A 25,642-nucleotide genomic window follows, 5' to 3' on the forward strand; every position below is an offset into this window, starting at 1 on the left:
GACGGTTAACGCGGATTAACGCCGGCTAAACCGAATCGTTACGGGCGCTAGCGACAGATCCGGGATTCCGGCCGAACCGCCGTCGACGGCGCGCGTCCGATTACAGGCCATACTGCTCGCGGACGAGGTGGTCGAGGCCCCGGTCTTCGAGGCGGTCCATCGGCGCCAGCATGGTCAACTGGACGACGCCCGGGAGCCGACCGATTTCGACGCCGCCGGTGAACGTACACCGGGTACGAACCTCGCCTTCCGACATGTCCAGCAGCGTCCCCGCCCGGTCGAAGGCGTTCTCGGTGGCGTCGTTAACCGTCGCCCCGGAGCCGACGACCTGAATCGGTCCCATCTCCGTCTCGACGTCGACGCCGTACTCCGCGCCGAGGGCCTCGCCGGCCGCGACGTCGTCGTCGGTGTACGGTTTGGCGATGTGGGGGAGGTCCTCCTCGTTCGGCAGGAGTATCGGCCCGTCGATGTTCAGGCCCTCGATGACCTCCACCTCGAACTCGGTGTGCCCGCTCACGTCGGTGGTGTGCAAGGCGAGTTCGCCGTCGCCCTGATTGGCGTGCATGTCGCCGACGTAGATGCCGCCGCCGTCGACCTTCACCGGGCAGACGAGGATGGCCCCTCGCGGACGGCGTTGATGTCCATGTGCCCGTCCGTGCGCTCGGCGAGTTCGTCTTCGCTGTCGAGACCCCAGTCGTGGTCGGCGCCGATGAGGAACTGCCCGAAGTCCCCGGCGTTGTGCGAGTCCGGTAGTTCGATGGGCGGCGTCGTCCCGATGTTCCCGAGGAACGGTCGGAGGTGGCCGAGCGTCCCCGGCATCTCCGAGGGTTCGTACAGCAGGATGGGGTGCTGGCGGGAGTTCTCGGGTAGGGCCATCGCCTCCTCGGCACGTCCCGCGAGGTCGTGGGCGGCCTCGCTGTCGACCGTGAGACCCACCTCGCCGTCGTGGTCGAACACCGCCGTGATGCCGTACTCGAAGGCGAAGGAGGAGGCGTTGGCACCACACTCCGCACACCGGATAGACTCCTCGCCGGTGCCTTCGACGACGCTCTCGGGCCACTCGACGCCACACTCCGGACACTTGTGGTCGACGAACGGGTCGTCGCCGAACGCGCCCTCGCGTTCCTCCATCGACCCGGTGCTGGTTGCAACGCTGGTCACCTCAATGTCCTTGATGCGGATAGCGATGGCGTCGCCGACCGCCGCGCCGTCGACGCGAATCGGCTTCGTCACCTCGTGTCCGCCGCGGAACTCGGGCGTGATCATCGGCCCCCAGCAGGCCGGCGGCGTGTGTGTCCTGACCGTGCCGCCGTCGGCGACCGTTCCAGCCCACTCCTGTTCCGGTCCGACCAGTCCGAGCGTGTACTCGTCGACTTCGAGGTCTTTCGTGACTTGCTGTGACATACCATTCTACTGTTGGAAGTCGAACAGGATAAACGTACGACCCAATCATCGACGGAGTTCACGTTTCCGGCCCAGAGACGAGCGCTCGCAGTTCGAGACCACCTCACTCCGTTCGGGCTCTCGCTACTGCTCTACGGCTCCCGGTGGTCGCCGTCTCGCTTCGAGGGTCTTCGCGTCGCTCAGACCCTCGCTAGTCCCTCGCGTGCAGGTCACGCAGTCGTACCCCGTCGGGCACCGTCTCCAGCGCCGTCGCGGGCCAGTCGTCGTGGACCAGCGTGAACTCCACATCGGGATGCAGGCTGACGAGACGAGCGACCCCGTCGGCGGCGGCCTCGTAGGCCGCCCGGTCGGTCCGTTCTGGCACCTCGGCGGTCAGCGGATACGTCTCGGCGAGGTCCCGTGGGTACGGGCCAAAGGGCGGGACGACGCCCCACGTCTCGTCGTAGCGGTCGTTCGACCCGCCCTCGGTCAGCAACACCGAGTCGGCATCGAGTTCGAACCGGTCGAGTCGCTCGTGATGACGCAGGACTTCGGGCCGGCGGGCACTCTCGGCGGACGTATAGAAGAAGGCGTCCTTCGAGACGGGGTCGGTGCGTTCGAGTTGCTCGGCGTGGGAGAGCAGCGCGCGGTAGCCGTCGAGCATCGTCGGGTGCCCGCGGGCCCGCGAGTCGACCAGTTCCATGAGGTCCCCCGAGCGGATGGCCTGCCGGACGGTGCGAATCTCGCCGTACGTGACGTGGAGGTTGTGCCGGGCCAGTAAGTCCTCGCGCACCTCGTCGGCCATTGAACGGAGTTCCGCGGGCGTGTGGTCCGTACAGATCGGGCACTGACACGGGAACTGTTCGAGGTCGTCCAGCAGTTCCGTCCCGCGGACGGTGAGATAGCGGTCGTCGCGGGCGTACAGCGCGTACGCGGCGGAGTCGAAGAGGTCACAGCCCAGCGCCGCCGCCAGCGCGAACATCATCGGGTGACCGGCACCGAACAGGTGAACCGGTCCCGTCTCGCCGAGGCCGCGCTTGCAGGCCGCGACGACGTCCGCGAGGTCGGCATAGCGGTACTCGTTCATCAGCGGGACGACGGCACCCAGCGGGAACACGTCCAGCCCGGTCGACTTGGCGTCTCTGGCGGCCCGTTCGCGGAGGTCCGGGTACGTCGACCCCTGTACGGGTGCAGAGACGAGCATCTCGCCGGTGTCCACCTCGGCCGCTCGCCCCAGACGATCCTGCGTGGTCGCCAGTTCCGACTCGGCGCGCTCGCGCTCTACGTCCGGCGGCGTCGGGATGTCTACCGGCGTCCCGATGTCGGATCCGATGTCGTACTGGAACCGCAGAATCTCCTCGGTCGTCACGTCGATATCGCCGTACTCCGCCAGTTGGAACGACCCCGAGTCGGTCATGATGGCCCCCGAGAAGTCCAGCAGGTCGTGCAGACCCTGTTCGAGGGCCGGTTCGCGCAGGTCCTCGGAACCATGGAGGATGTAGCTGTTCGTGATGAGAATCTCCGCGCCGAACTCGGATTCGAGCGCCGACGGATCGACCGTCTGGACGTGGGGGTTGACCACGGGAAGGATGGTCGGCGTCTGGACGGTGACGCCGGCCCGCGGGACTTCCAGTTCGCCGAGTCGGCCCGCGGCGTCGTACGCCCGGACCTCGAAGTTCGTCATTGTCCGTCGTCGGCGGGGCGCGCGCCTAAGGGTTGTGTTCTACAGGTCCGCCGGGTCGAGTCGGTCGGCGCCGGCCGTCGAAGTCGTCGTTGAAACTGAGGACCCCGTCTATGTCGTGATGCTCAGCCTGTGCGATGAGAACGGAGTCGGTAAAACTCAGATTCAGGTCGTCGTAGCGCTCGAACACGTCGATACCGTCCGTGAACATCGGGTGAGATACGTGCAGAATCTCGTACACCTTCGGAAACGACCCAGTCCCACGAAGGCGCCGTCCCAGTCGGCGAGCAGCCTCGACAGAGTTGCTCCGCTTGAGCGTCAGCGTCACCGCCTCGTCATATACATACTCGCTGACGTAGGGCTGCCCGAGTTCGCCGTCGTACACCGTCTCCAATGCATCACTGGCGGCTGTGTGCCGAGCCGAATCGGTGTCGTGGTCGGCGTAGAGAACACCCGTGTCGACCAAGACGGTCATCCGTAGAGGATATCGTCGATGTCCTCTTCGTCAGTCTCGGTGCCCGAACTGAACCGACCGCGTTGCATCGCTTCCTTCTCGTCGTCAGTGAGGGGAACGGTCGACTCCCGGAACGAGTCGACGACCTCCTCCCGAGACTCGTACGCGTCGTCGATGAGCCGTGAGAGGAGTTCCTGCTGTGTGACGCGTTTCCCGGCTTTCAGCCGAATCACCGCCTGTAGCTCTTCCAGACGGGACTTGGCGTCCTCGTCGACCTTGACCGCTGTCGCCATAGTTACTTAGTAACTCTTTCTACCAGATGAACATTGGTACGAGTCAACGCTCGAACAGCGCGTAGTACATCACCCCGACCGCCGACCGGCCGTCCTGTAGGTCACCGGTTCGCAGCGACGCCAGTAGCACCTCGAAGGCCGTCGTCTCGACGCGGATGGACTCGTTGAAGTCTAAGTCCTGTTCGGCCGTCGGCGTACACCCCTCGGCGAGGAAGTAGTGGAACACCGAGTCCGCGTAGCCGTTGGCCGGTTCCGCCGTGTAGAGGTGGCTGACCTCGTCGGCCTCGTATCCCGTCTCCTCCCGGAGTTCACGGGAAACTGCCGCCCGCGGCGCGTCGTCGTCGGCCTCCACGCTCCCGGCCGGGAGCGCGCGGTTGACCCGCTTGACCGCCTGCCGCCACTCCTCGATGACGACGACATCGCCGTCGGGGGTGAAGGGCAGTATCACGACGCTGTCGCCCTCCCGGAGGAAGTCGAAGTCCGACTCGGTCCCGTCAGGCAGGCGCACGTCCTCGTGGACCACGTCGAACCCCGGGCAGGTGTAGGCCGTCTCCGTCGCTAGCGTCTCCCATGCGAGGTCGTCTGCCATGCGCGGGTTTGGGGGGTCGACTGATAAACGCGTGGCGATTGCAAGGCCGGCGCGTATCCGGGCGGCGCTTGTAGCGTGAACCCGATGAGAGTATCCTCGATAGTGCTCGTTTGCGGCGCGCTCCTGTTCGCGCTCCCGATTCCCGGCACGTTCGTCGCCGGTGCACTCGTGATGCTGGCCGGCGGTGCCGCGCGCTGGCTAGGGTCCTGACCGCCGACGCGGAGCAGAGCCGACGTCGAACGCGACTCAGAGCTTCTCTTGGTCGAGTGCCTGTTGGGCTCGCCTGTCAGCCTGATTCAGCCGCTTCTCGGCGGCAGTCGCGAGTTCCGGCGGCAGTGCGTCGCGCGCTTCTTCCAGTCGGTCGCGGACCTGCTCCAGCGCGGTCCGGAGGCCCCGGAGTCGTTTGTCAGCGCCGGCGGCGTCGCCGGCCTCGGCCCGCTCGGCCGCCCGCCGTGCCGCGTCGGCGACGGCACCGAGCGCCTGCGTGAGGCCGGAGATAGCCGCCCCGCCGCCGACTTCGGTCGCGGTATCGGTCTCTGTGCGCCCCTGAATTTCGGTCTGCGTCTCCGCCGAGATGTCCGCGAGGAACGTCGACAGCGACGCTTTCCCGGTGTTCGGCGTCTCGATTCGGACGGCCTCGTCGGCCGCCGGGTCGGGGTTCACGCGGAACGCGCCGACGGCGTCGTCGGCATCTCGAACCTCCGTCGTGTAGGCGCCGCCGTCGTGGACGTACACCGCGTCCGGACCGGAGAGCGGTACGTCGTACAGTCGGCCCGCGAAGTCGTCCTCGACGGCGAGGTCGGTCAGGTCGCTGTCGGCCTCGGCCGGGTCCAGTTCCACTTTCCGGGCGCGTTCGGTTGCGACGGTCGGTATCTCGCCGTCGACACCGGCGAGCGTCGGGCCGCCCTCGTCGGCGACCGAGACCGATTCGCTGTGCGGGGCCGCCCCCGCGCGGTTGACCGTCAGGCGGTGCTCGCCCGCCGGCACGTCCCGCACGGCGGCGACGCCGTTGAACGTCGGGACAGCCTCGGGGTCGCTCTCCAGCAGCGCGAACGCCTCGACGGTCGACGACTGCGTGGTCAGGCCCTCGTCTTCGGGCGCGTCGCCGCTCGGGACGGCCTCGGAGATGCTGGCGACGACGGTGTTGATGGAGGCGGCCTCGCCGATGGCGTCGTAGCGCTCGGCCAGCGCCGCCCGGTGGTTCGGTTCGGTGATATCCGCCGCCGGGTTCTCGTAGCGGGGTTGGCCCCACGGCGCACCCGTCGTCGTGATGTGGCCCGCGACGGCGTCCTCGCCGAACTCGGGGACGGCGAACTCGAAGCTCAACTGCGGCCCGGTGAAATCCGCGATGGACTCTAACTCGCCGGTCGGGACGAGGTCGTACTCGATATCGGCCTCGTCGCCGCCCTCGCGCTCGGCGTGTTTGAAGACGAGTCCCGTCGACCGGTCGGGCAGGTCCGTCGGCGGCGACGAGAGCGAGTCCAGCGAGCGTACCGTCAGCGCGTCGCTGACGAGGTCCGAGCGCTCGACGGACGGGAGGTCGGGGTGGTCGTACAGCGGCGCGCCCTCGTACTCGGGGACGACGTAAGGCAGTCGATACCCCTCGTCGCGCGGCAACCCGTAAGCGAAGGGGATGGCCGCCACGTCCTCCAGCGTCTCGATGGCGCTGTTGGTGATGTCGGCGAGGGCGGCCCCCTCGGGGAGTCGCTGAAACTCGTCGAGCGAGTCGTTGACCGACAGCGCGCTGGAGTGTGACCCCAGTTCCGAGAGGATGCGCGGCACGCCCTCGGGGTCCGGGTCGAGGAACTCGTTGTTCGGCACCTTCCGGGAGTGGGAACTGGCGACGTACAGTTGGGGCTCGTCGGTCTCCGTATCGACGAAGACGTGCAGTACCTCCCAGTCGTGCCAGTGAAAGTTGGTCGTGAACTGGTCGAACGCCGAGTACAGCCAGAACTGGACGACCGCCAGCGGCGAGTTCTCGTACTCGACGGCGTGATAGAACACCGTCGGGTCCGGTGGTTGCTCGCCGGTGAACCGCTCGTGGTAGCCGTCGAAGGCGTCGAACCCGTCGACGACTGTCTCGCCGTCGCGCTCGCTGGTGTAGGGTCGTGGATCGGTCGGGAACCACGGTTCGTTCTCGTCGAAGTACAGCGTCGGCGCAAAGCGGGTGGCGAGTTCTTCGGCCCGGTCGCTCTCGACGTCGCTCGCGTCGCTGTCCTCGCCGCCGTCGAAGACCGAACAACCGGCGACCGACGCCGCGCCGGCACCCGCGAGGGCCGCGAGGAGCGTCCGCCGGTCGAGTGTTGGCTCCGCCATCCGGTCAGCCACCCCACTGTGCGTATAACGCCGCGGTGCCTCGCGGGACCCGGCCGTTCGGAGCGCCGTCCTGCATCATACGGCGTCGTCGAGAGCGCGAGGCAAAGGTCTTCTGGGGTCTGTTGGTCCGTTTAGGAGGGGTGTGGGACGGTCTCTCGGACCCACGCTCGCACCCCGACGAACTCGAAGTGGGGCTGGAGGAGGTACCACGGCGTCAGCAACACGGCACCGAGGACGTTCGCGTAGGCGTCCCCCAGTGAGAAGTACCGCGCCGGAAGTGCCGACTGGCCGGCCTCGATGCCGACGCCGTACAGCGCGACACTCCCGACGACGAGAAGGACGGACCACCGTCGACGGAGCGCCCAGTCGGCTGTCGCGTAGACGAGCGTCCCGGCGAGCGCAGCGTACGCGACGAAGTGGCGCCACTTATCCAGCGGCAGTACGTCGGGTTTCGCCGTGTCGACAGCTGTCTCCGGTGGCACGGCGACGAGAGACATGTAGAAGATGAACCCCGCGACGGCGACGACGAACCCCCACCGGAGCCAGCGTGGGACGAGCGGAAGACGAACAGTCATGGGTATTAGTCCGTCTATTTGCCAACTCCGTATCTAAAGACTACGCTCCATCTTCGAGTCAGTACTCCGTAAAGCCGTCCGTATCGAGGTAGTTGTGTGCGACCGTGATGGCGTGGTCGGCGTGCAGTCGTTCGGGGCCGAGTGAGACGCGCTCATCGGCGGCCTCGGCCAGCAGGCCGGCCTCGCTCGCAGCGAAGTCGTGGTGGTCCGAGAGGACGAACACCGGGTCTGTCGGCGTCTCGACGTCGACGACGGGATCGCCGTCTTCGTGGAGTTGGACGACGGTGCCGTCCCGAGCAACGTCGTCGAGCGTCGCCTTGAATCCTCGACGGGTGAGCGAGACACCGGGCGACGTCTCGACGGGGATGTGGCCGATAGCTTCCTCGCGCTCTTCGAGGGCGTTGCGGACGAGCGCCGCCGTCGACCGCTCGTCGGGGTTCAGACGACGGAGGTCGCTCCCCTCGAAGGTGACGGTGTACTCGTCGGCGAGGACGAGGTGCGCACGGACGTCCTCGCGGATGTCGTGGCTTAAGAAGAACGCACTGTTGACACAGCGACAGAGCACGTCGAGACGACCGGCGGCCCCGGCGAGGTCGTCGAGCGAGAAGTCGGGCGTGGTGGGAGCGTCGTGACCGACAACGACGAACTGGCGCATACCGGACCGTATCGACGGGGTAGGTTAGGTGTGTCGGGACGGCCTGAACTGGACATTGGATCAACGTCTCGCAGACACGTCCAACACCCACCACAGACCACGGAACACGGCACTCCGTACTCAAGGTGAGGGAGACAGGGAAGTTCGACCAGTTCACCACCAGATTCTCCCGAGAATCGGTAGTCGGAGCTCTATCAGCGGGTTCGGGTTTCGGGGTTCACTCGAACGGGTTGATGCGACCGACAATGCGGTCGCGGTTACGTTCGATGAGTGAGGGAGAGTGACCTCACACGTTCGAGGCACTCACGTCGATACGCCGAAAGCAGTTCACCGGACACCAGTGTAGGAGTCGGGAGCATCTGTGCGCCGAATCCGAGCGTCTTTTTTAGGGGTGTTTGCCCACACCCGACGCCTACCGACGCCCAAAGCTCGCTAGCGAGGAGTGTGGAAATCGTAAAACCCTGAAAGATGCCGGATACGGCACCGAGCAGTGCGATGTGTGTCCGAGAGATACGGTATTCAGCTAGCCCATTAAACACGGAAACGGTGTCACTGCTAGGAGTCAGAGTTAATACGATTTTGACACTATTGCCTGTATGGGCGACTCGCAGGTCGATTCAGACGAAGACATCGGATTTCTTACCGAGGGAGCCCTGCGCGTGGCGAACGGTATACACGAACTCCCGGCAGACCTCACGATAGTACTCGCCGCAGTCTTCTCGACGAACTTGTTCGTGTTACTGCCGGTCGTTCGTGAAACCCCGCTCCGAATTCTGTTCGGTGTGGGATTCCTGCTGTTCTTCCCGGGCTACGCCTTCGTCGCCGCACTCTTCCCAGCGGTCGGAACAGGCTCCGCTGAATCGGAGCCAGCCGACGTCCCAGCGACTGGACTCAGGAACTCATCGAGTGGAGCGAACGCGTCGAACCGTATCGACGGCATAGAGCGTCTTTCCCTCTCTTTCGGCCTCAGCATCGTGATATCTCCTCTCGTAGGCGTCGTGATGGACTATCTGTCCTGGACTCTCAGCCTCGTTCCCATCCTCCTCAGCCTCAGTGCGTTCACCCTCGCGTCAGTTGCTGTCGCTGCGTACCGCCGCCAGTCGCTGCCCGAGACGGAGCGGTTCCAGGTTCCGTACCGCGAGTGGGTCGAAAGCGCACGCACCAAATTCGGACAGCCCACTCATCATGGTGAACGCATTATCACTGCTGTGCTCGTGGTGAGTCTCATCGTCGCGGTTTCGACCGTCGGCTGGGCCGTGACCTTCCCGCAGGAGGGCGAGTCGTTTACAGAATTCTACCTCCTTACCGAATCAGAGACCGGCGAACTAGTGCCCGAGGACTATCCGACCGAGTACTCTGTCGGAGAAGAACGTAGGCTGATAGTGGCCGTCAGCAATCAGGAACACCGGCGAGTCGAATACAGCGTGCTGGTCAGACTCCAGAACGTGAGAGTCGAAAACAACTCGACTACGGTCTTGCGTTCGAAGCGATTGGACGAGTTCCATCGAACCCTCGCACCAAACGAGACGTGGCGCCATCACCACACCATCGCCCCGACGTTTGAGGGAACTCACCTCCGATTACAGTATCTGCTGTATCGTGGCGGAGTACCGTCGAATCCGAATGCCGAATCCGCGTATCGCGACGTCCACCTCTGGGTCAACGTCACTTCGAATTGAGTGCTGAGATTGACGTCGCGGTGTGTCATTAGCTATCTGGCCTGTTACGACGTGCAGCTGGGCTGGTAGCGGTATCCTGTGCTCGTCTGTGACCGGCGTCGTTCTCGGTGAACAGACCCAGTATGATGACGGTCTATTCCTGACAAAGGATTCAGTGACAGGCGATACCGGTTCCCACGGATGGGTCGGCGAGGCGGTAATCTGCCCGTCGAGGTTGAGAACCGCAAGCACCCGATATCGAGGTGCTAGTCGCGGACAGCGAGCGTTCGTGCCGACCCGCTGTCAGCCTCAATCAGTAGACAGAAGAGTGCATTCCTCGACTACCAGCAGATGGTAACAGAAAGGTACACAGACACTGACGGCCGCGATACGTCCCCGGAAGTCACACGTATTGTTTTCGGTGGCACTGACTACGACCAGCGCCAACCTCGCTGACTAGCCGAATCTGTGCGAGATATGAGGAGATTGAATCCTCAACCATCGGTGACTAGGGCTCTGGAAACTAATCTCTGACCTCGGTGTGAGTTCGACAACCCTCGCAACGAATTGATCGCTCCCGTCGGGTCTCATCCGGAATTCGATATATTGTCGTTCCACCGTTGTTCAGAATCTTATGCATTCCCGTCTCGTTGTCGAGGTACGCAAAGTCACCGGAATTGTAACGTAATCCGTCGTAAAGGCGTACGTCCATCTGGTAGTCGCGCGCAGTGACAAGCACGTATCGCGAATGGTTGTACGCGGCCGGCAAGTCTCGGTTGTTGAAATTGTATGGCATATTTTGAATGTGGAGAGTTGCGGGGCGTCCAGTCACGGCCCATTTTAATCGAGGATAATGAGATCTGACGGTGACTACGTCGTTGCCATCGTAATGTGTACTCAATGTTTCGACTGCTGCCATCTGTGCCTCAGTTCGTTGTTGGGATTCTTGGACGATATATGGCGACGGATTTGCGATGGCCATCGAGGGAGACAACAATATCAGGAAGACGATGACTAACAAGTATCGGCTGTTTATAAATTTCCGACTAGCAGTGCCAAGTAGTATCCAAGAAACCCCAGATGAGAATACAATGGACACAAAAACCATAGATGAGCCAATTATTCGGAAATATAGTAGTGAATCAGCGAAGAAAAATATCGCAAAGGGAATTATTGAGGATAGAACTCCCATAGAGAGTATTATTTGTAGCCTATTCGAGTCTTCATGTTCCAAAATAGATTTATAAATAGATGCTGATGCAGTTATCGCACCAACGACTCCGGCAACTAGACTCACACCCATTAGCCGCATAACCAATTGGGTCGGCGTAATACCAACGTCGTTCAGAGAGGAGGCCCGGCCCGTCGTCGTTGATTCTTGTGCGAATAACGATCCGAAATTTTCCGACACGGCCGCTATCTCGCTCTGAAACGTTGGGTTCCCTGAAAGTTTAACTGATACGAAGATACTCAAGATTAAGACAGGTAGCGAGTACAACCACCAACGTTCGGTGATACCGAAATTTATATTTTTAGAGAATTTGTCAAGAGTGAGGTTGGAAAAGGATATCGCTGCTAGAACTCCAGTCATGACCAGTGCGATTAGTGGGTGGGTGTGTACCAAGGCCAGTGATAAGAAAGCGAAACAGCCTAGTCGAGAGGTGTTTCCGTATTCCCAATACAGCAGTGCAGTGAACAACAGCAGAGGGATCAGTAGAGTTGCGTACGACGACGGGTGTGGTTTCAGGTGTACGCCCATCCAGTTGATAGGGAGGAGAAGCAGTCCGGTAAAGAATCCGACTGGTGACGCATAGAGACCCTGGTCAGTAAACCGGCGAACAGTGAGTGTGATAAATATCACGAAGAGGGTGACGAAAATGGGCGTCGTAAGTATCAGTGATTGACGCGGTGAAAGACCACCTATCGAGGACAGATTAGCGGACAAGAGGTGTGTCACAGGATAGAATCCATTCCGGAGTTTCTCGGTAGCAAGGATATATTTGACCTCCCCTAGATGGACCAGTGGATCTGCCCCCGTGAGATAATGGCCACGAATCGTTCCCATCGAGGTCCAGCTAATCAACGCAAGTAGCCCGGAAACGTAGCCGATCTTAGAGTCCAGTATCGCTATGAGGACGATAGATACTATCAACGCAGAGCCAAGCCCAACCCAGACAGAGATTGGGGTTGCTTCGTATATCGATAGTTCGTATCCAGTGGCTGGTGCTTGGTGCGCTCTAACGACGCTTCCGATGACCAAATCGATTGCAAGGATTTCTAAAAACCGTTTCTTGACGCCTTGTCTCATGTATACTCAGACTATTGCACGTTGATGATTACCAGCATAGAGTTCTTCACACGTTCGCTCGTAGTGGCACTTTCGATAATATAGCACAAAGAACATAAATAACTCTTTTCACCGAAATATTATACTGTGGGAATCCGAACCGCCGAATGACTGCGTTATACCCGTCGTCGCTCTTCTCAGATTTGGAATTGCGGTTTTCGAGTCGCCTCAAGCTGATGGCAATCTGTTCTCAGTGGGGAGGATGTGAAGTCGTCTCTGCTATCCAAGAGATGGCCGTTGTACCGTCGAGATAGGAGTCGTTGGATCACTGCTCGGACGCCTCGAACCGGAGGCGGGAAATTGAGTGGAGTCATGAGTACGAAGAGCGGGAGAGCGGCGTCGTCGCTACGAGTCACACTCGTGGAGAATAGCTTCGAGAAACGTCGTTTCGCGTCTAGGGACGAAGGTATTTCTGACGAACGAACGCTCGTTAGCGAACTCGTCGTGGCCATTGGTAATCGCCAGGAGTTCGGCGAGGAACGCGTCGAACGTCTCCGGTTTGGGGCCAGGGAAGTATCGCTCGTAGTCGAACGCCAGTCCACGGACTGAAAGGAACCGTTCGTGGTCGTCTTTGACGAAGATAATCGGGCAGTCGTACGGGAGAAACGCGATGTAAATAGACGAGTAGTCAGTGATCAGACCGTCGAGATACGGCATCAGTTCGGTTGCTGAGTTCGCGAACGTCTGATCGGCAGAAAAAATCCGCTGGTCGTCGACGAGGTGGTCGTACTCGACATTCTCTTTTGGATGTGGACGAAGGAACAGACGCACGTCGTGTTCGTGACACCAGTCACGCAGTCGCTCAGAATCAGCATCTTCGAACGGTAAAAAAGAGGTCTTGTAGGCGCCATCCTTGTGTGTCGGGGCGTAGAGAATGTCGGTGTAGTCCCTTTCTTCGAGAACTGCTTCAGAATCCTCGGGCAGGACAGGATTTGCCTCTCCGGCAACGAGACGTTGGATTCTGTCGAAACGCGGGTAGCCCCACATAGTGTACCGAGAGGGGTGGCTACCCTCTGCACTCGCCCGAAAGTACTTTTCGACTACAGATTCGACCGCACGGTACTTGGGTGCAGTGTCCGGCAGCGGTACGCTATCTCCGAACAAACTGGGCTCAGAGCCGGTGCGAGTGGTCCCGTATGCCTTTGTAATCGGTCCGTGGTAAAGGCGGACGTATCGGCGGTCACTTCGATCGAGCAGCCTGTACCACTTCAGGAACGGGTTAGATTTACACAGAACGATCTCGCTCTGTGCGAGTGCACGAAAGAAAGTCAGGGTGTGTACCTCTGCGGACTTGGTTGTGACATCACTATCATCCCAGAGGGTAAGCTGCGTATCGTCAATCCCCATAGGGGAGAAGACGTACAGCGTCCGATCGGTATCGTCGGCGGCGAGTTCGCTAAGCAGAGCATAGGTGTCTGATTCCGGCTTAGTACCACGAATCAGGATGGTGATGTCCCGACGGTCGTAGGATGTAAATTGGTCATAAAGGCCGAAGACAAAACAAAGAGGGAAGCCAACCGTGTGCAGATACGACATGATTCGGGACACCGTGTGCACAGCCTCGCCGTTGCGGAATATCTCGTCGATCCGATCCGGTGATGCTAGCATAGTTCTGCAACATAAACATAAGGCCGTTGTCTTATAATCACTTGGCTCGTTGAATCAAGCGCCGACGACCCGCGGTAAATCGTATCCAGACACAGCACCAGACCCTCCGTCGGTTCAATCCCTTCCATCGCCACGCTTGACGTGTTCGGCTTTGACAGTACAGAACGGTATCTGCGCCTCAACGTGTTTGTTCGCTCCGCGACTGACTGCTCGATTAAATACCCAGTTGGTGCAGTTCGATTCGACTACGTTCCCCGAAAGTGTGCGTACCGGTTTCCTCAACAGCAGTAGTCGGCAGCGAGAACGAGGTAATCAGGAGCACTGTGCCGGAGTTGGGACAGCCACATTCCACGACGAGGTGAGCATCGTCGTATCCGAATATCCAGTCGTGGTCGATCTGGCCGGTGACAATGGAATCGCCGTCTCTCCCGAGAATGACTCTGTCTCACCCCTATAGTTAAGAATACACGTGGCGAATTGACGTGTCAGGAGGACCTAATCGAATCATGAGGCTGGAAGAGTCAGAGTGCAACAAGGTACTATTACCGAACCGGATTCTGAACCGAGTCGATCAGCGGCTTGAACACACGGAATTTGACTCGTCTGAAGCATATATCACATACGTATTAGAAGAGGTACTGTATCGTGTAGAAGAGAATGCTGGAACAGACAGTGGGAACACGGTTGCGGAGGAAGACGTAAAGAATCGGCTCCAATCTCTCGGCTATCTCGACGAATGACGACCGATCAAGGCGATAGAACGCTCGGTCACGCACTACACAGCTGTCCCGATCGAAAGCCACCGCGTTTCTGCGTCACGATAGCCACCGCGATACTCGTGCTCAAGTCGATAGCCATAGACGATGGCCAGTGCGCCGAACACAACATCCGATCCAGTCGATATGGTCGATAAGAAAAACGTCGTTCTCGTCACGATTGATAGCATCCGGTACGATCGGTGCGGATTCGCCGGCAACGAGACAGTGTCGACGCCAACCTTCGACAGGATGGCCCGCCAAGGACTGAACTTCAGAGATGCCATTGCACCGGGAGCCGCAACGCCTGACTCGGTACCAGTGACTCTAACCGGTGAATTTCCACCGATGAAAACTGACAACGCATATCTCAACGAGTGGGTACAGAGCCAGTCAGGTGCTCGGCAGACGGTAGCTGAGAAATTCTCGAAGAGGGGCTACACGACAGGTGCCTTCACCGCGAATCCTTGGGCCTCCCGTTATTTTGGTTTCGACAAAGGGTTCGACTACTTTGAGGATTTCTTCGTTGAGACGGACTCGAACCGTCTGTTTTCGGGGGCTATCAGTGATGACTCGATACTCGTCGAGGCGAGTCGAAACGTCCACGATTGGGTCAAGGGACAGAATATGTTCATGTCGTGGGAAGCGTTCTACGACGACGTCACGAACTGGACAGACGATGCGACAAAGCCATATTTTATGTGGCTATTTCTCGTCGACGTTCACGTCCCCTACTATGCCGGTTCGGAATATCGAACACAATCCAATCTTCTACTCCTCGGCGCGAATCTATGGCTCTTCTTTCCGAAACTACAGTCGCTCATTGCACCGTTCGACGACGTGCTCTTGGAAGCGTACGACAACTGTATCCGACACACAGACGAATTTTTGCGTCGCCTCGAGCAAGATGTCTCGGACGACGACACCCTCATCGCCGTCCACGGTGACCACGGTGACGAGTTCGGCGAACTCGGGCGATACGGTCACGGCGGCGGGTTGAGTGAACCGCTACTGCACGTCCCATTTTTTATCCACAACGGACCCAACGTATCGGTCGACGAGACTGTGTCTCTGCAGTCACTCCCAGACATTCTCCTCGATCTCGCCACCGAGAACACTGAGATTGGAGAGGTGAGCAGCAAGTGGAGCGAACAGATGGCAGTCTCGTGGATCGAAGAATCGGTGTCGATTCGAACGAGTGATTGGAAGTACATACACGATACGTCGACTGATACGGGAGAACTGTATCGAGTCGATGCCCTCGCGGGTACAGAAGAACTGTGGAAAGACCCTCCGGAGCCGCTCGTACGGGGGGCGTCTCAGCTAGCCGAGTCTGCTCACAGAGACCGACTCGAAAAACGGCGTATCGCCGAAGCAGCAGAAGCAACTGTCGAAGACGACACGCTTTGAACTCATGAAGGACCTCTCGCGGCTCTCATCCGTCGATTCGGTCGACAACGTACTGGTATACATCTCCGATAGCCTCAGATACGACTCGTTACCAGAGGCGATCTCCTCTCTCGGAGTGACGGCACGTGCGGTTGCACCGAGCACGTTTACAGCATCTAGTGTTCCGTCGATCCTCACCGGGCAGTTCCCCCACGAACACAAAGTATGGGGCTTCTCCGACCAACTTCAACACGTCCCCAATCTTCTCAGCACCGCCCACTCATCGGGTGTGAACGTCAAGCGAGTCTGGGGAAACGAGTACGAATTGAACGAGAAACCGACTCTAACGCTCCTCAACCTAAACAGTCATACATCGTTTGACGAACTGGATCGCCCGTTTACCTATGTGGTACACGACCATGGAGGACACTCTCCATACGGAGAGGCAGGTGAACGTTTCAAGCCGTCGAAGGATTTCTTTACCGAGAACCGGAACGACGAGACGTGGATTAGGACACGGTATCGTGAAGGCGTCAGCCAGTCAGCCGACCGTTTCCGGTCGATTTACCGGCGGCTTCGAGACAGAGGCGAGCTAAACAACACGCTAGTCGTATTTACCAGTGACCACGGAGAATTACTCGGCGAGTACGGTGGGCTATACGAACATACCAGCCCAATGGTCCCCGAACTCCTCGAGGTTCCCCTCGTATTCTGCGGAGCGAGACTCCCGAAGGACGTCACATACGATACGCTGTTGTCGAGTCTAGATATTGCACCGACGCTTCTCAGTGCGCAGAATCGCCCCGTCCCGAGTTCGATGAGTGGCTGGAATCTCTGGGATGGGACTCGATCCGAGAGGCCGATTCGAGCGGATGTATGGCGACGTTCGAGTTACGGCGATCGCATCCGCTATGCTGCCAGTTCGATTTGGGACGAAAACGGAGGGGTAGTGCTTCATAGGGGGCCCCGCACAGGGCGGCTCATATTTGCACTGGGTGCGAGTTTGTACATCGCACCGTACGCGCCGATCGTACGGAAGAGGCCAGTGACGAATGTCAGAAAGATGCTTTCAGTGTTTCTTCCTCGAACAGTAAGATACGGCGAATACAAGGGGAATATTTCCGTAGAGACACTCACACGACCGGAGTTTGGGGTTAACCAAGATGCGGAGCAAGTCGATGTTGATTCCGAGAAATTACGATCGCTCGGATACATCGAGTAGCGGATATTGAAACGAGCATCACGAAGGCTTGTAGCACCGGTTCTTCCTGAACCTGTCAGCGTCGTCATTCGGTGAGAGGCGAGGGCGTCGGGCTATCCAGCTGGTAGTTCTTCACGGCGCTTGTGGCCTTCCGGCGGCTTTGGCACTTCGACGATGTATTCGGCCACGTCTCGCAGAGCCGCATGCACCAGCTACTGGAGTCGGTAACCGAAAACGAGAGAGCCGGTCTGGCCCGCTCTTCTTCGACCGCTCTGAGTCGCTAGTCGCATCTGTACGCTTGATGAGACCGAATTCGAGGCGGATGTGGAAGAGACCGGGCTATTACGATAAGTTCTCTATCAAACGCCGGTCAGTTGAGTCAAATCCGATATAATAAATCACAACGCAAAAAACCGGAAGAGAGAGGAGTCCGCTGACCAGCACGACGACGAGACTGTGACTCAGGAACAGCTCTCCGACCAGCATCAGGGGGAATGCCGTGATAATCGCGATCGCTCCTTTCCAATAACCACGAACGTGAGGTCGAACGTCGAGGAACCACCAGGTCTCTACGAGACGCAGGACGCTCACCATTACCAGCGAACCCCCAGTGGCGAGTGCTGCCCCTAACACACCGAACTCCTGGATGAGAAAGTAGTTTAGCGCCACGTTGGTGGCCGCCACTACGAGAGTGTTTGTTATCTCTACTCGTTCGTGATCGGTCATCATCAATAGAAACCCCGCTGGACCTACAGCGGTGGCAAACGTGAAGGCTCCCCCAAGTAACGTAAGTACCACCCAGATATCCGTGAATTCGTTGCCGAACAGCGCGAGAATGTTAGTGGCGTTCACCACGATGAACACTAGTCCCAGAGCGGTCAGGTACGTGAGCCATTTTGTCAATGCAGTATACATTTCTCGTAGTTGGTCCATCTGACCCTTATCGTATAGCTCTGAGGCTACTGACGGGAAGATACTGTTCGCAGCTCCGATTAGGAAACCGAGAATCACTGCTGTCTGATACGCGACCTGATAACGGCCGATTCCAGCCGGCGTGCTAAAAGCTCCGAGCATAAGCACGTCTGTCCATTGCATCAGATACTGAGCGAGCGCAGCGATAGTGAGTGGGGTCGAGTATCTGAGTATTTGGCGAACCTCAAAGACCGGGTCAGAAATCCCGTCAAATCCACCTAGGTCGTACAGGAAGTATAGTGCGAGTCCTGCTGCGACGACCAGAGAGAACACGTACCCAACAATAGTGGCTTCTACTGTCCCAATCACGACAGTTCCGATGACGACGAAAACAATCGCCGAGAGACTCTGTCCGATATCTTTTATCAACACCGAATATTTCGTTTGTATGAAACCTGTCGTTGCTACCTGTCCTACAGTCATCAGAGCCATGAACGGGATACCGACGAGAAACAGCATCGTCGTCGCATCCAGGGAGCGAGAAAAATAGGTCTCGACGATATCCGATCCAAAATAGAAAAACAGACTGAACGAGATACCCAGACAGAACGGGACGACGAGACTGATCAGTAGCGTCCCCGTTAGTAACGCATCGTCACTCGACTCTCTGTATATCGGGATGAATTTCCTGACGGCCTTATCTAACCCGATTTTCGACACCGTCGCCCCAATGTTCAAGATAACGAAACCGAAAGTGAACAACCCAAGGGACTTGGCACCAAGATATCGACCGATAACGATGTAGATACCGTACTGTAAGCCACTACCCAGTAACCGACCGATGAAACTAATCGAGATGAGGCTTCTGAGATTTCTCGCTAGCACTAGTTACCACGCTTATGTCGAACCGCCTGATAGGGCCGTCTCGTTCTTCGATAACGTCTGTTCAACTCGGATTGCATGAGCCACGCACCGTTAGTCTAGGTACTTTTCACGGTTACTCTGATAGAAGTCAACGGTTTTTTCGAGTCCCTCTTCTAGGTTAACCGACGTCGACCATCCGAGTTGCTCCTCTATCTTCGACGGATCGATGACAACGTCTCCGCGACGAATACCTTGCCACGTCTCTGTCCAGGGAACTAACTCCAGCGATCCACCCTTTGCGGTGTCGATGACCAACTCAGCGGCTTGCTTCATCGTTCTCGACTCACCGGTTCCTAGTACGTATTTCTCACCGATTGCCCGGTCATCCTGACCGATATGTGTGAGGGCATCGACCATATCTTCGATAAACAAGAAATCTCGCAGGTCACTTGGTTCGAAGACCGAGAGCGACTCGTCTCGTAATGCATCGCCGACGAACTGATTGATGATACCATAACCAGTATCGTACAACGGAGCGCGTGGACCATATAGGTTCGCCGGTCGAACGACCGTCGTCGGGACGTCCTTCAATCGTGTGTAGAGTTGGCAGTAGTCCTCTACGGTGCGTTTATGAATTCCGTACATGTCGACCGGTTTCGGTTCGGTACTCTCGTCGATCGTCTCCGGAACGTTCCCCAGCGTTGCCAGCGAACTCACATACACAACTCTAGGCGGGTTTTCACGGTCTGCTGCCGACTCGAGGACGTTCAGCGGGCCGCCACAATTTATTTGCAGATTCTTTCGGGGTTCTTCGTTGGCCGCAGGTCGACTACTCTTAGCGGCCAAGTGGTAGACGATATCGGCCTCTGACACGTAGTTTTGGATCGGTTCTTTTTCTCGGACGTCCACGTCAGCGATATCTACGTCTTCCCTGATATCCTCAACCGTCAGGAGTTTCTCTTCCCGGACGGTGTCTAACAAGACCACGTCCGCCCCTTCGTCTAACATCCGTCGGGCGAGGTTACTTCCAGCGAATCCGAGGCCACCGGTGATTAAGACGCGTTCGTCGTTCCAATCTACCATACAGATTATATCAAATAGTGACATGAAAAACCCATCGGTAGCTCGAAGCGCACTGGCTGCTAGAAATAGTCATAAGTTGGCTCTGTTGAATCGCCACAAGGCGGTGGAATTTACTGTTTCACGACTCGCTTGATGTCGTAGACGACACACACATCAGTTCGATTTCTCGGAACTCACAGACCCAGGAACGCATATAGATCCCACGCAGGTTCAGTCGATCACATCGAAAGCCCACTAGCCCTTCCAGTAGAGCTTGAATCTGCGTCTTCGATGGGCGGTCAGTTCTCGAAGTGAGACGGATAGTGAGTTTCGGTGGTGAGGAGTCGCTGTCGGCGGCGGACTGCCGCCGACGCGACAGCGTCGCCACTCACGACCGCTGTCCGGATCGGTGGACAGCTACCGGAAGAACCGGTCGTCGAGGGTTGATTTGCTGGAACAGCCTTGCGCACACCAAGCGCTGTCCAGGCGGCCCGCAGCACCATCTCACAGAACTCCGTGAACGGCCACCTCCAGAGGCGGCGCCCCCGCGGCGGGGCGCCGCCACGTACCTCCAGTGAAGATACCGCCAGCAGTTTTGGAGAAGCAGGCTCACAACAAACATCACCAGCCGTAGACCAGCGTCCTGAGAACTAGTGAATGCGAGGCTCTGGTTGGCTAATCGGTAGCTAGACTCGATGCCGAAGCGCTTGCTGTAGTGCTCTCGTGCATCTCGTGGTGTGTCGATGAACGGCGCGTCAGCGGCGTAGCCGTGACGCGCCACCCCGTGTTCGTCGTATCGTCCCTGCTGGTAAACGCAGTCGATGAATACGGGAACGTCACCTCGCCGGCGAGATCGTGTTCGATCTCGCGGCTCCAGCCTGTGCTGAGTTCGTCTTGAATCGTCTCTCCCACTTGACAATCGGCATGACGTAGGCGTAGTTGTGTGCGTACAGCAGTCCGAGACAGGTGCTGTTGTAGAATCCGCGATCGAGGTAGACAGCCTTGACGCCGAGGTCAAGGCCGTCAAGGAGGTCTAGAAACTCAGCGAGGACATCGCTGGTGGTCTCGCCAGCGACAAGCTGGCGGACCGCCAGCGTGTACCGCTTGTTGCGTACCCGCGCGTAGAGGGTCGCATACGCGTGAAAAGTCGTGGTTCCGCGTTTGGCCTGCGACGAATACAGCGCTTCTGTCTCGTCTTCGTCGCCGTAGTAGGGGTCGAGGTGGAGGTCGGCGACGACCTCCACCGGTCGATCCGGGAGTGTCTCAAGGATATCTCTCTGGAGAAGCGTGTCTCCAACCGCCTCGACAGTATCAAGGTCGAACTGATCGGTGAGATATCCTCGGACGGTGTTGGCATGCGGTGAGTCGTCGGTTGTTTCGCAGACGTGGTTGATCGAGGTCCCGCCGGCGCTGGCGCCGGCGAGGACCTCGTACAAGGCATCTGTCGTGACCTCAACGTTCTCACCGAGATCTATCGGAAGCTCCTCGTCAAGGCTGTTGACGACAAAATTAAGCAGGTGCTCTTCCTCTATCTCGCTGTCTGCTTGGGTTGGTTGCACATCCTCTCCAAGCAGACGCTTACTCTAACCCGATGTGATCGACTGAGGTTAGGCTAACAGCGATACTCTGTGAGAAACGGGGGCACAGGGCTGAAAACACCCTCACCTCTATCACGTGCTTTCTCCAAATAAACGGTGAACCGCCTCGCTAATCGAAGATAGCCAAAACGGGCAGTAAACACTGCCTCCGTGTGGATAGTAATATGATCGGATTGTCGTCTCGGCGCCATCTGCCACGACAACACTGAGAACCGCAACTCGAACGATAGCCTGCCTTGGACTATCACTCTCGTCCATTCTGCCACCGAACAAACCACGCGACTACGGCGAGACAAGCCGCGACAATCGACGGCCAGCGATCACTACTCAGGTACAGCCCTGGTAAACTAACGAACTGCGTAGTGAGCGGCCAGAACAACACGTGGTAGAACCGACTGGGCGAAATCAGCAACGAGTCGAGAACGAGGTGGGAGGCTCCACCGATCAGTAGAAGCACAAATACGCGCCGCCGGATGGTTTCGCTGACGAGAAGCGAGCCGATCCCCGCGACGAGTAGCGTCCCGAATGGAGTGTGCACAGCGAACCAGTCGAACGGGATACCCAGAGTTTCCTCAACTACTCGAGGTGGGAGTATCATCGCGATTTTTGCTAAATCTGGGAGTAAGGCTCCGACCATGACGACTGCGACGAATGGGGGGGCCTTCCATCTGAAACCGACCGCCAGTATACTTCCCAGGATGAACCCGACGAGGACGTGGGTCAAGAGATCAGCCATCTTCTCCGCCTCTTGCTGAGTTACCGGCTCGTGGAACTAACGCTCTCTCACGCCGGCTGAAGCGCCAATGTCGGCTAACCTGACCGAGAGCCAATAATCCGCCGACGAACGATCCCACGTACATGGCCGTTTTTTCCCACGGTTTCTCGACCATTACGCTATCACCGGCGATACGAGAGGGGCCAGTAAGCGTCCCAGTGACGTACACGCGGTTGCCGACCGCGAGTTTTCTCCGGTCGATTCCCGTCACAGTCATCTCTTGAACGCTACTTTCCCGTAGTCGAACGACGATGGGATCCGTGCTAGCGACGGTGCCGTCGACGATAACCCGGTCACCGATGTGTGATTCGGGGGCCACGAGTACCTGTTTGGTCGACTTATCCCGGATAGAGTCTGTCGGCACCTTCTCTACTGTCCCGAATGCAACGAGTGACCAGACGAGTACAAGACTAAGCAACAGAAGGAGGACGATTCTGTGCCATTCGTTCATACAATCTGGACGTAGTCGTGTGAGAGAGAAAGGCGTTTTGTACCAATTACAATTATTCTCCACCACTGCGGGTTCCTACTACGTTCTCGTCTTCAGTATTAGTTCAGTGCAGGTATAGATTGGACACAGTCTATCTAAGGCAGATTATATTAATTTGTTTAAATATATGAATAGCTTGCCCAATCGAAATAACAGTAGTACGTTTATTAGATACTGTCTCCTCTGTTCAATCTGTTTAGCTCAACGATTCACGAAAACCAGCGTGTTTACTGGTGAATGGATAGCCACATGTCGACCCCCCTCAGTAAGCTATAAATGTTGGTAGATTTTAATATCGAGTTGTCATATTGGCCATGATTCACGACGTAGAGGTGAGAAATCTTCAGGCAAACGTCGACGAACGCGGCTCGTTGACAGAGATTTGGCGTGACGACTGGGAGATGTTCGAGGGAGAAGACAGACCCGTAATGTCGTACTTCTCGGTGTCGTATCCCGGTGTTATTCGAGCATGGCACCGACACCATCGAGGCCAGATAGATCATTTCGTTGTCCCACACGGGAGGGTGAAAGTCGGTATTTTCGACGACCGGGAAGATTCTCCAACGGAAGGCGAACTAGGCACATACGTCCTAGGTGAAGAGTCCATGCAGGCGATTCGGGTACCCGGTGATTGCTGGCATGGGTTCAAAGTGATCGGGAACGAGCAAGCGACACTGATCAACTTTCCCACAAACCTCTACGAGTACGACGATCCCGACGAAGAGCGACTACCGTACGACACCGAAAAAATTCCACTCGATTGGGACGACCCTCGACATAAGAAATCATGAAGGGAGTCATTCTCGCAGGCGGAACCGGGTCGCGCTTGCAGCCGATTACACATACGAGGCCGAAACAGTTGGTTCCAATCGGGAACAAACCGGTCATCGTGTACGCGATAGAGAATCTTCGTGAAGCCGGGATCGACGATATCGGGGTGATACTCGGCACAGTCGGTCGGAGAGCGATTCAGGACTATCTCGGCGATGGCAGCGACTTCGGCGTCGACATCACCTATATAGTACAGGGAGAACCACTCGGCCTCGCGCATGCCGTGGGATGTGCTAGAGATTTTGTCGGTAACGAGTCGTTCGTCGTCTATCTCGGGGACGACGTTGTCGGAGAGGGAATCACTGGTCTCGTAGGGGATTTCGACCCGACTGAGTCCGCCGCCCAGATCGGCGTACAGGAAGTCGATGAACCATCTCGGTACGGAATCGTCGATATCGACAGCAACGGAACGTTACTCGCCTCCTCGAAAAGCCAGACGATCCCCTTCAAATCTCGCCCTGATTGGGATTTACGTGTTTACCCCCGCAATCTTCGAACAGATCGAACCGCTTGAACCGTCCTGGCGAGGTGAGCTGGAGATAACTGAAGCGATTCAGGGGTTACTCGACGATGGGTATTCTGTCCAGTCACACGTCGTCCCCGGCTGGTGGAAGGATACGGGGAAACCGGAGGATATGCTACAAACGAACCGTCTCGTGCTCGACAACCTGACGACGGAGATACAGGGAGAAATCGAGAACGACACCCCGATCCAGGGACGAATCGAGCTCGGCGAGGGAAGCACTATTGAGTCGGGTGCGGTCGTTCGCGGGCCGGTGTCGATCGGCGAAGAAACCACGATAGGAAGTGACGCATACATCGGCCCGTATACCAGCATCGGAGAGAACTGCGTCATCGACACCGTTCACATCGAATCAAGCATCGTAATCGGGGAATCGGAAATCGACTGCGATCGCAAGATCGTCGATAGCCTGATCGGACGGCAGACGACAATCGTGTCCAGCAACGGCATCGAGCCCGGTGGAGAACGGCTCGTCGTCGGCGAAAATTCAACGCTCAAACTGTAAGAACCCATGCGAATAATCACACTCACCTGCCAGAACTGTGGAACAGTAGTTGCTGAGAATGTGCTCGAGCGGAACCGCGTGATGAAATGTCCGAGACGTAGCTGTGGCGGTGAACTACGTTTCGACCGCTTGGACGAAGCGGATCGAACCTACGTGGAAGAGAACCTCGAACGATTCAGAATGGAGAAATAAGCGATGACAGTACTCGTTACGGGCGGCCTCGGGTATCTCGGGTCGCGGCTCATCCGAGAGATTCCGGCCGACTCCACCTTCTCAGGCGAACGTATTCAGATACTCGACAACTTCCGACAGCCACGCTTTCATTCGTTGTGGGACTTGCCCTCGTACGCTGACTACGAATTCATCGAAGGAGACATCAGAGACGAGGAGGTCCGTTCGAAGGCGCTCGAAGGCGTCGACACGGTGTTTCACCTCGCGGCCATAACGAACGCGCCGGAAACGTTCGATATCCCGGAGAAAACGTGGGAAGTGAATCACGAGGCCACCGTGGCACTCTATGAAGACGCCAAGAACCACGGTGCAGCGGAATTTGTCGACGTCGGCACGTGTTCAGTCTACGGTCGGACCGAGAGAGAGATCAAAGAGGACTTCGCGTGTGACCCAGAGTCGCCCTACGGTGAGGCAAAACTCGCTGCCGAGGAGGACATGCTCAGTCGATACGACGGCGGGATGGACGTCACAGTGCTCCGGCTTGGGACAGTGTACGGGTGGACGACCGGGATGCGGTTCGACACTGTCGTAGACAAGTTCGCCCTGTTAGCGGCAACGGGGCAACCGCTCACAGTTTACGAAGGGGCCGAAGACCAGAAGCGCCCATACCTGCACGCCCAAGACGCGGTTCGAGCGATGCTATTCGCTGCGACGGAACTCGGTGATGGCGAGGCATACAACGTGGTGGGGCAGAACGGCCGATTGCAAGACGTCGTGGACGCCATCGAGACATACTTCCCCGACGTCATGATCGAATATACCGAAGCAGAGCAACTGAACCAACTATCGTACATCGTCAGCGACGAGAAAATTCGACAGAGAGGGTTCGAGACGGGATACACACTGGATCAGGGCGTGTCCGAACTAGCGGACAAGTTTCGTGGCATGGTGTAGACGGGCCTGTTTTCGGTTTCTCACGGGGTCGGTTCGTAGAGACGGCGACTTTC

Annotated in this window: 19 protein-coding genes and 3 pseudogenes; 7 read left to right on the top strand and 15 right to left on the bottom strand. The window is 58.0% G+C overall.

Going from position 1 to position 25,642, the window contains the following annotated elements; all coding sequences use genetic code 11:
• Positions 1 to 100 precede the first annotated feature (100 nt).
• The 8 genes and pseudogenes from G9465_RS17740 to trmY all read right to left on the bottom strand — a co-directional run bounded on the left by G9465_RS17740 (position 101) and on the right by trmY (position 7,946).
• Positions 101 to 1,404, bottom strand: a pseudogene (locus G9465_RS17740) (acetamidase/formamidase family protein).
• Between the two features lie 190 nt (positions 1,405 to 1,594).
• A complete protein-coding gene (tgtA, locus tag G9465_RS17745; RefSeq protein ID WP_166972435.1) occupies positions 1,595 to 3,067 on the bottom strand; it encodes a tRNA guanosine(15) transglycosylase TgtA in 1,473 nt (490 codons plus the stop codon).
• Between the two features lie 25 nt (positions 3,068 to 3,092).
• Positions 3,093 to 3,539: a type II toxin-antitoxin system VapC family toxin gene (locus G9465_RS17750; RefSeq protein WP_166972437.1), complete on the bottom strand. Its 447-nt coding sequence runs from the start codon at positions 3,537 to 3,539 to the stop codon at positions 3,093 to 3,095.
• On the bottom strand, positions 3,536 to 3,811 hold the full coding sequence (locus G9465_RS17755; RefSeq protein WP_166972439.1) for a hypothetical protein: 276 nt from the start codon (positions 3,809 to 3,811) through the stop codon (positions 3,536 to 3,538). The genes G9465_RS17750 and G9465_RS17755 overlap by 4 nt, the downstream gene beginning before the upstream one ends.
• 43 nt (positions 3,812 to 3,854) lie before the next feature.
• Complete coding sequence (locus G9465_RS17760) at positions 3,855 to 4,400, bottom strand: NUDIX hydrolase (protein WP_166972441.1); 546 nt, start codon at positions 4,398 to 4,400, stop codon at positions 3,855 to 3,857.
• 246 nt (positions 4,401 to 4,646) lie between these two features.
• Complete coding sequence (locus G9465_RS17765; RefSeq protein ID WP_166972443.1) at positions 4,647 to 6,716, bottom strand: hypothetical protein; 2,070 nt, start codon at positions 6,714 to 6,716, stop codon at positions 4,647 to 4,649.
• 131 nt (positions 6,717 to 6,847) lie between these two features.
• The gene (locus G9465_RS17770; RefSeq protein ID WP_166972445.1) at positions 6,848 to 7,291 is read right to left on the bottom strand and encodes a VanZ family protein; all 444 of its coding nucleotides are present in this window, start codon (positions 7,289 to 7,291) and stop codon (positions 6,848 to 6,850) included.
• 58 nt (positions 7,292 to 7,349) lie between these two features.
• The gene (gene trmY / locus G9465_RS17775; protein WP_166972447.1) at positions 7,350 to 7,946 is read right to left on the bottom strand and encodes a tRNA (pseudouridine(54)-N(1))-methyltransferase TrmY; all 597 of its coding nucleotides are present in this window, start codon (positions 7,944 to 7,946) and stop codon (positions 7,350 to 7,352) included.
• Between the two features lie 596 nt (positions 7,947 to 8,542).
• On the opposite strand from trmY, the gene G9465_RS17780 reads away from it, so the two are divergent.
• Entirely contained in the window at positions 8,543 to 9,625 is a 1,083-nt protein-coding gene (locus G9465_RS17780; protein ID WP_166972450.1) for a DUF1616 domain-containing protein, read from the top strand.
• 502 nt (positions 9,626 to 10,127) lie between these two features.
• On the opposite strand, the gene G9465_RS17785 is transcribed toward G9465_RS17780, so the two are convergent.
• A complete protein-coding gene (locus G9465_RS17785; RefSeq protein ID WP_166972452.1) occupies positions 10,128 to 11,912 on the bottom strand; it encodes a hypothetical protein in 1,785 nt (594 codons plus the stop codon).
• Between the two features lie 384 nt (positions 11,913 to 12,296).
• The gene (locus G9465_RS17790; RefSeq protein ID WP_166972454.1) at positions 12,297 to 13,559 is read right to left on the bottom strand and encodes a CDP-glycerol glycerophosphotransferase family protein; all 1,263 of its coding nucleotides are present in this window, start codon (positions 13,557 to 13,559) and stop codon (positions 12,297 to 12,299) included.
• 506 nt (positions 13,560 to 14,065) lie between these two features.
• Here G9465_RS17790 and G9465_RS17795 point away from each other — a divergent pair.
• The 3 genes from G9465_RS17795 (at position 14,066) to G9465_RS17805 (ending at position 16,925) form a co-directional block, all read left to right on the top strand.
• Positions 14,066 to 14,299 (top strand): esterase family protein, encoded by a 234-nt coding sequence (locus tag G9465_RS17795; RefSeq protein ID WP_166972456.1) that lies wholly within the window; start codon positions 14,066 to 14,068, stop codon positions 14,297 to 14,299.
• Positions 14,300 to 14,461: 162 nt separating this feature from the next.
• Positions 14,462 to 15,724, top strand: a complete 1,263-nt coding sequence (locus tag G9465_RS17800) for a sulfatase (protein WP_166972458.1) — start codon at positions 14,462 to 14,464, stop codon at positions 15,722 to 15,724.
• Between the two features lie 4 nt (positions 15,725 to 15,728).
• The gene (locus G9465_RS17805; protein ID WP_166972460.1) at positions 15,729 to 16,925 is read left to right on the top strand and encodes a sulfatase-like hydrolase/transferase; all 1,197 of its coding nucleotides are present in this window, start codon (positions 15,729 to 15,731) and stop codon (positions 16,923 to 16,925) included.
• Between the two features lie 321 nt (positions 16,926 to 17,246).
• Here G9465_RS17805 and G9465_RS17810 read toward each other — a convergent pair whose 3' ends face one another.
• From G9465_RS17810 to G9465_RS17830, 5 genes and pseudogenes are all read right to left on the bottom strand, one after another.
• Positions 17,247 to 18,701 carry an oligosaccharide flippase family protein gene (locus G9465_RS17810; RefSeq protein ID WP_166972462.1) on the bottom strand — a complete coding sequence of 485 codons (1,455 nt, stop codon included), beginning with the start codon at positions 18,699 to 18,701 and terminating at the stop codon, positions 17,247 to 17,249.
• A 90-nt stretch (positions 18,702 to 18,791) separates the two neighbouring features.
• Positions 18,792 to 19,763: an NAD(P)-dependent oxidoreductase gene (locus tag G9465_RS17815; RefSeq protein WP_166972464.1), complete on the bottom strand. Its 972-nt coding sequence runs from the start codon at positions 19,761 to 19,763 to the stop codon at positions 18,792 to 18,794.
• 396 nt (positions 19,764 to 20,159) lie between these two features.
• A pseudogene (locus tag G9465_RS17820) lies at positions 20,160 to 21,301 on the bottom strand (ISH3 family transposase).
• 283 nt (positions 21,302 to 21,584) lie between these two features.
• Positions 21,585 to 22,076 (bottom strand): metal-dependent hydrolase, encoded by a 492-nt coding sequence (locus G9465_RS17825; RefSeq protein ID WP_166972466.1) that lies wholly within the window; start codon positions 22,074 to 22,076, stop codon positions 21,585 to 21,587.
• Positions 22,069 to 22,566 carry a hypothetical protein gene (locus G9465_RS17830; protein ID WP_166972468.1) on the bottom strand — a complete coding sequence of 166 codons (498 nt, stop codon included), beginning with the start codon at positions 22,564 to 22,566 and terminating at the stop codon, positions 22,069 to 22,071. Before G9465_RS17830 ends, G9465_RS17825 begins: the two co-directional genes overlap by 8 nt.
• Positions 22,567 to 22,919: 353 nt before the next feature.
• Between G9465_RS17830 and G9465_RS17835 the strand changes: the two genes are divergently transcribed.
• From G9465_RS17835 to G9465_RS17845, 3 genes and pseudogenes are all read left to right on the top strand, one after another.
• Complete coding sequence (locus tag G9465_RS17835; RefSeq protein ID WP_166972470.1) at positions 22,920 to 23,396, top strand: dTDP-4-dehydrorhamnose 3,5-epimerase family protein; 477 nt, start codon at positions 22,920 to 22,922, stop codon at positions 23,394 to 23,396.
• Positions 23,393 to 24,464 (top strand): annotated as a pseudogene (locus tag G9465_RS26295) (glucose-1-phosphate thymidylyltransferase). The gene G9465_RS17835 and the pseudogene G9465_RS26295 overlap by 4 nt, the downstream one beginning before the upstream one ends.
• A 195-nt stretch (positions 24,465 to 24,659) precedes the next feature.
• On the top strand, positions 24,660 to 25,589 hold the full coding sequence (locus tag G9465_RS17845) for an NAD(P)-dependent oxidoreductase (protein ID WP_166972472.1): 930 nt from the start codon (positions 24,660 to 24,662) through the stop codon (positions 25,587 to 25,589).
• The last annotated feature ends 53 nt before the right edge of the window (positions 25,590 to 25,642 follow it).

The organism is Haloarcula sp. JP-L23, assembly GCF_011602445.1.
GTDB lineage: Archaea > Halobacteriota > Halobacteria > Halobacteriales > Haloarculaceae > Haloarcula > Haloarcula pellucida.

Coding starts and splice junctions, on each gene's coding strand:
- trmY (WP_166972447.1), bottom strand. CDS start 7,946: ATGCGCCAGTTCGTCGTTGTCGGTCACGACGCTCCCACCACGCCCGAC.
- G9465_RS17785 (WP_166972452.1), bottom strand. CDS start 11,912: ATGAGACAAGGCGTCAAGAAACGGTTTTTAGAAATCCTTGCAATCGAT.
- G9465_RS17845 (WP_166972472.1), top strand. CDS start 24,660: ATGACAGTACTCGTTACGGGCGGCCTCGGGTATCTCGGGTCGCGGCTC.
- G9465_RS17765 (WP_166972443.1), bottom strand. CDS start 6,716: ATGGCGGAGCCAACACTCGACCGGCGGACGCTCCTCGCGGCCCTCGCG.
- G9465_RS17780 (WP_166972450.1), top strand. CDS start 8,543: ATGGGCGACTCGCAGGTCGATTCAGACGAAGACATCGGATTTCTTACC.
- G9465_RS17815 (WP_166972464.1), bottom strand. CDS start 19,763: ATGGTAGATTGGAACGACGAACGCGTCTTAATCACCGGTGGCCTCGGA.
- G9465_RS17835 (WP_166972470.1), top strand. CDS start 22,920: ATGATTCACGACGTAGAGGTGAGAAATCTTCAGGCAAACGTCGACGAA.
- G9465_RS17825 (WP_166972466.1), bottom strand. CDS start 22,076: ATGGCTGATCTCTTGACCCACGTCCTCGTCGGGTTCATCCTGGGAAGT.
- G9465_RS17790 (WP_166972454.1), bottom strand. CDS start 13,559: ATGCTAGCATCACCGGATCGGATCGACGAGATATTCCGCAACGGCGAG.
- G9465_RS17755 (WP_166972439.1), bottom strand. CDS start 3,811: ATGGCGACAGCGGTCAAGGTCGACGAGGACGCCAAGTCCCGTCTGGAA.
- G9465_RS17750 (WP_166972437.1), bottom strand. CDS start 3,539: ATGACCGTCTTGGTCGACACGGGTGTTCTCTACGCCGACCACGACACC.
- G9465_RS17760 (WP_166972441.1), bottom strand. CDS start 4,400: ATGGCAGACGACCTCGCATGGGAGACGCTAGCGACGGAGACGGCCTAC.
- G9465_RS17800 (WP_166972458.1), top strand. CDS start 14,462: ATGGTCGATAAGAAAAACGTCGTTCTCGTCACGATTGATAGCATCCGG.
- G9465_RS17770 (WP_166972445.1), bottom strand. CDS start 7,291: ATGACTGTTCGTCTTCCGCTCGTCCCACGCTGGCTCCGGTGGGGGTTC.
- tgtA (WP_166972435.1), bottom strand. CDS start 3,067: ATGACGAACTTCGAGGTCCGGGCGTACGACGCCGCGGGCCGACTCGGC.
- G9465_RS17795 (WP_166972456.1), top strand. CDS start 14,066: ATGAGGCTGGAAGAGTCAGAGTGCAACAAGGTACTATTACCGAACCGG.
- G9465_RS17805 (WP_166972460.1), top strand. CDS start 15,729: ATGAAGGACCTCTCGCGGCTCTCATCCGTCGATTCGGTCGACAACGTA.
- G9465_RS17830 (WP_166972468.1), bottom strand. CDS start 22,566: ATGAACGAATGGCACAGAATCGTCCTCCTTCTGTTGCTTAGTCTTGTA.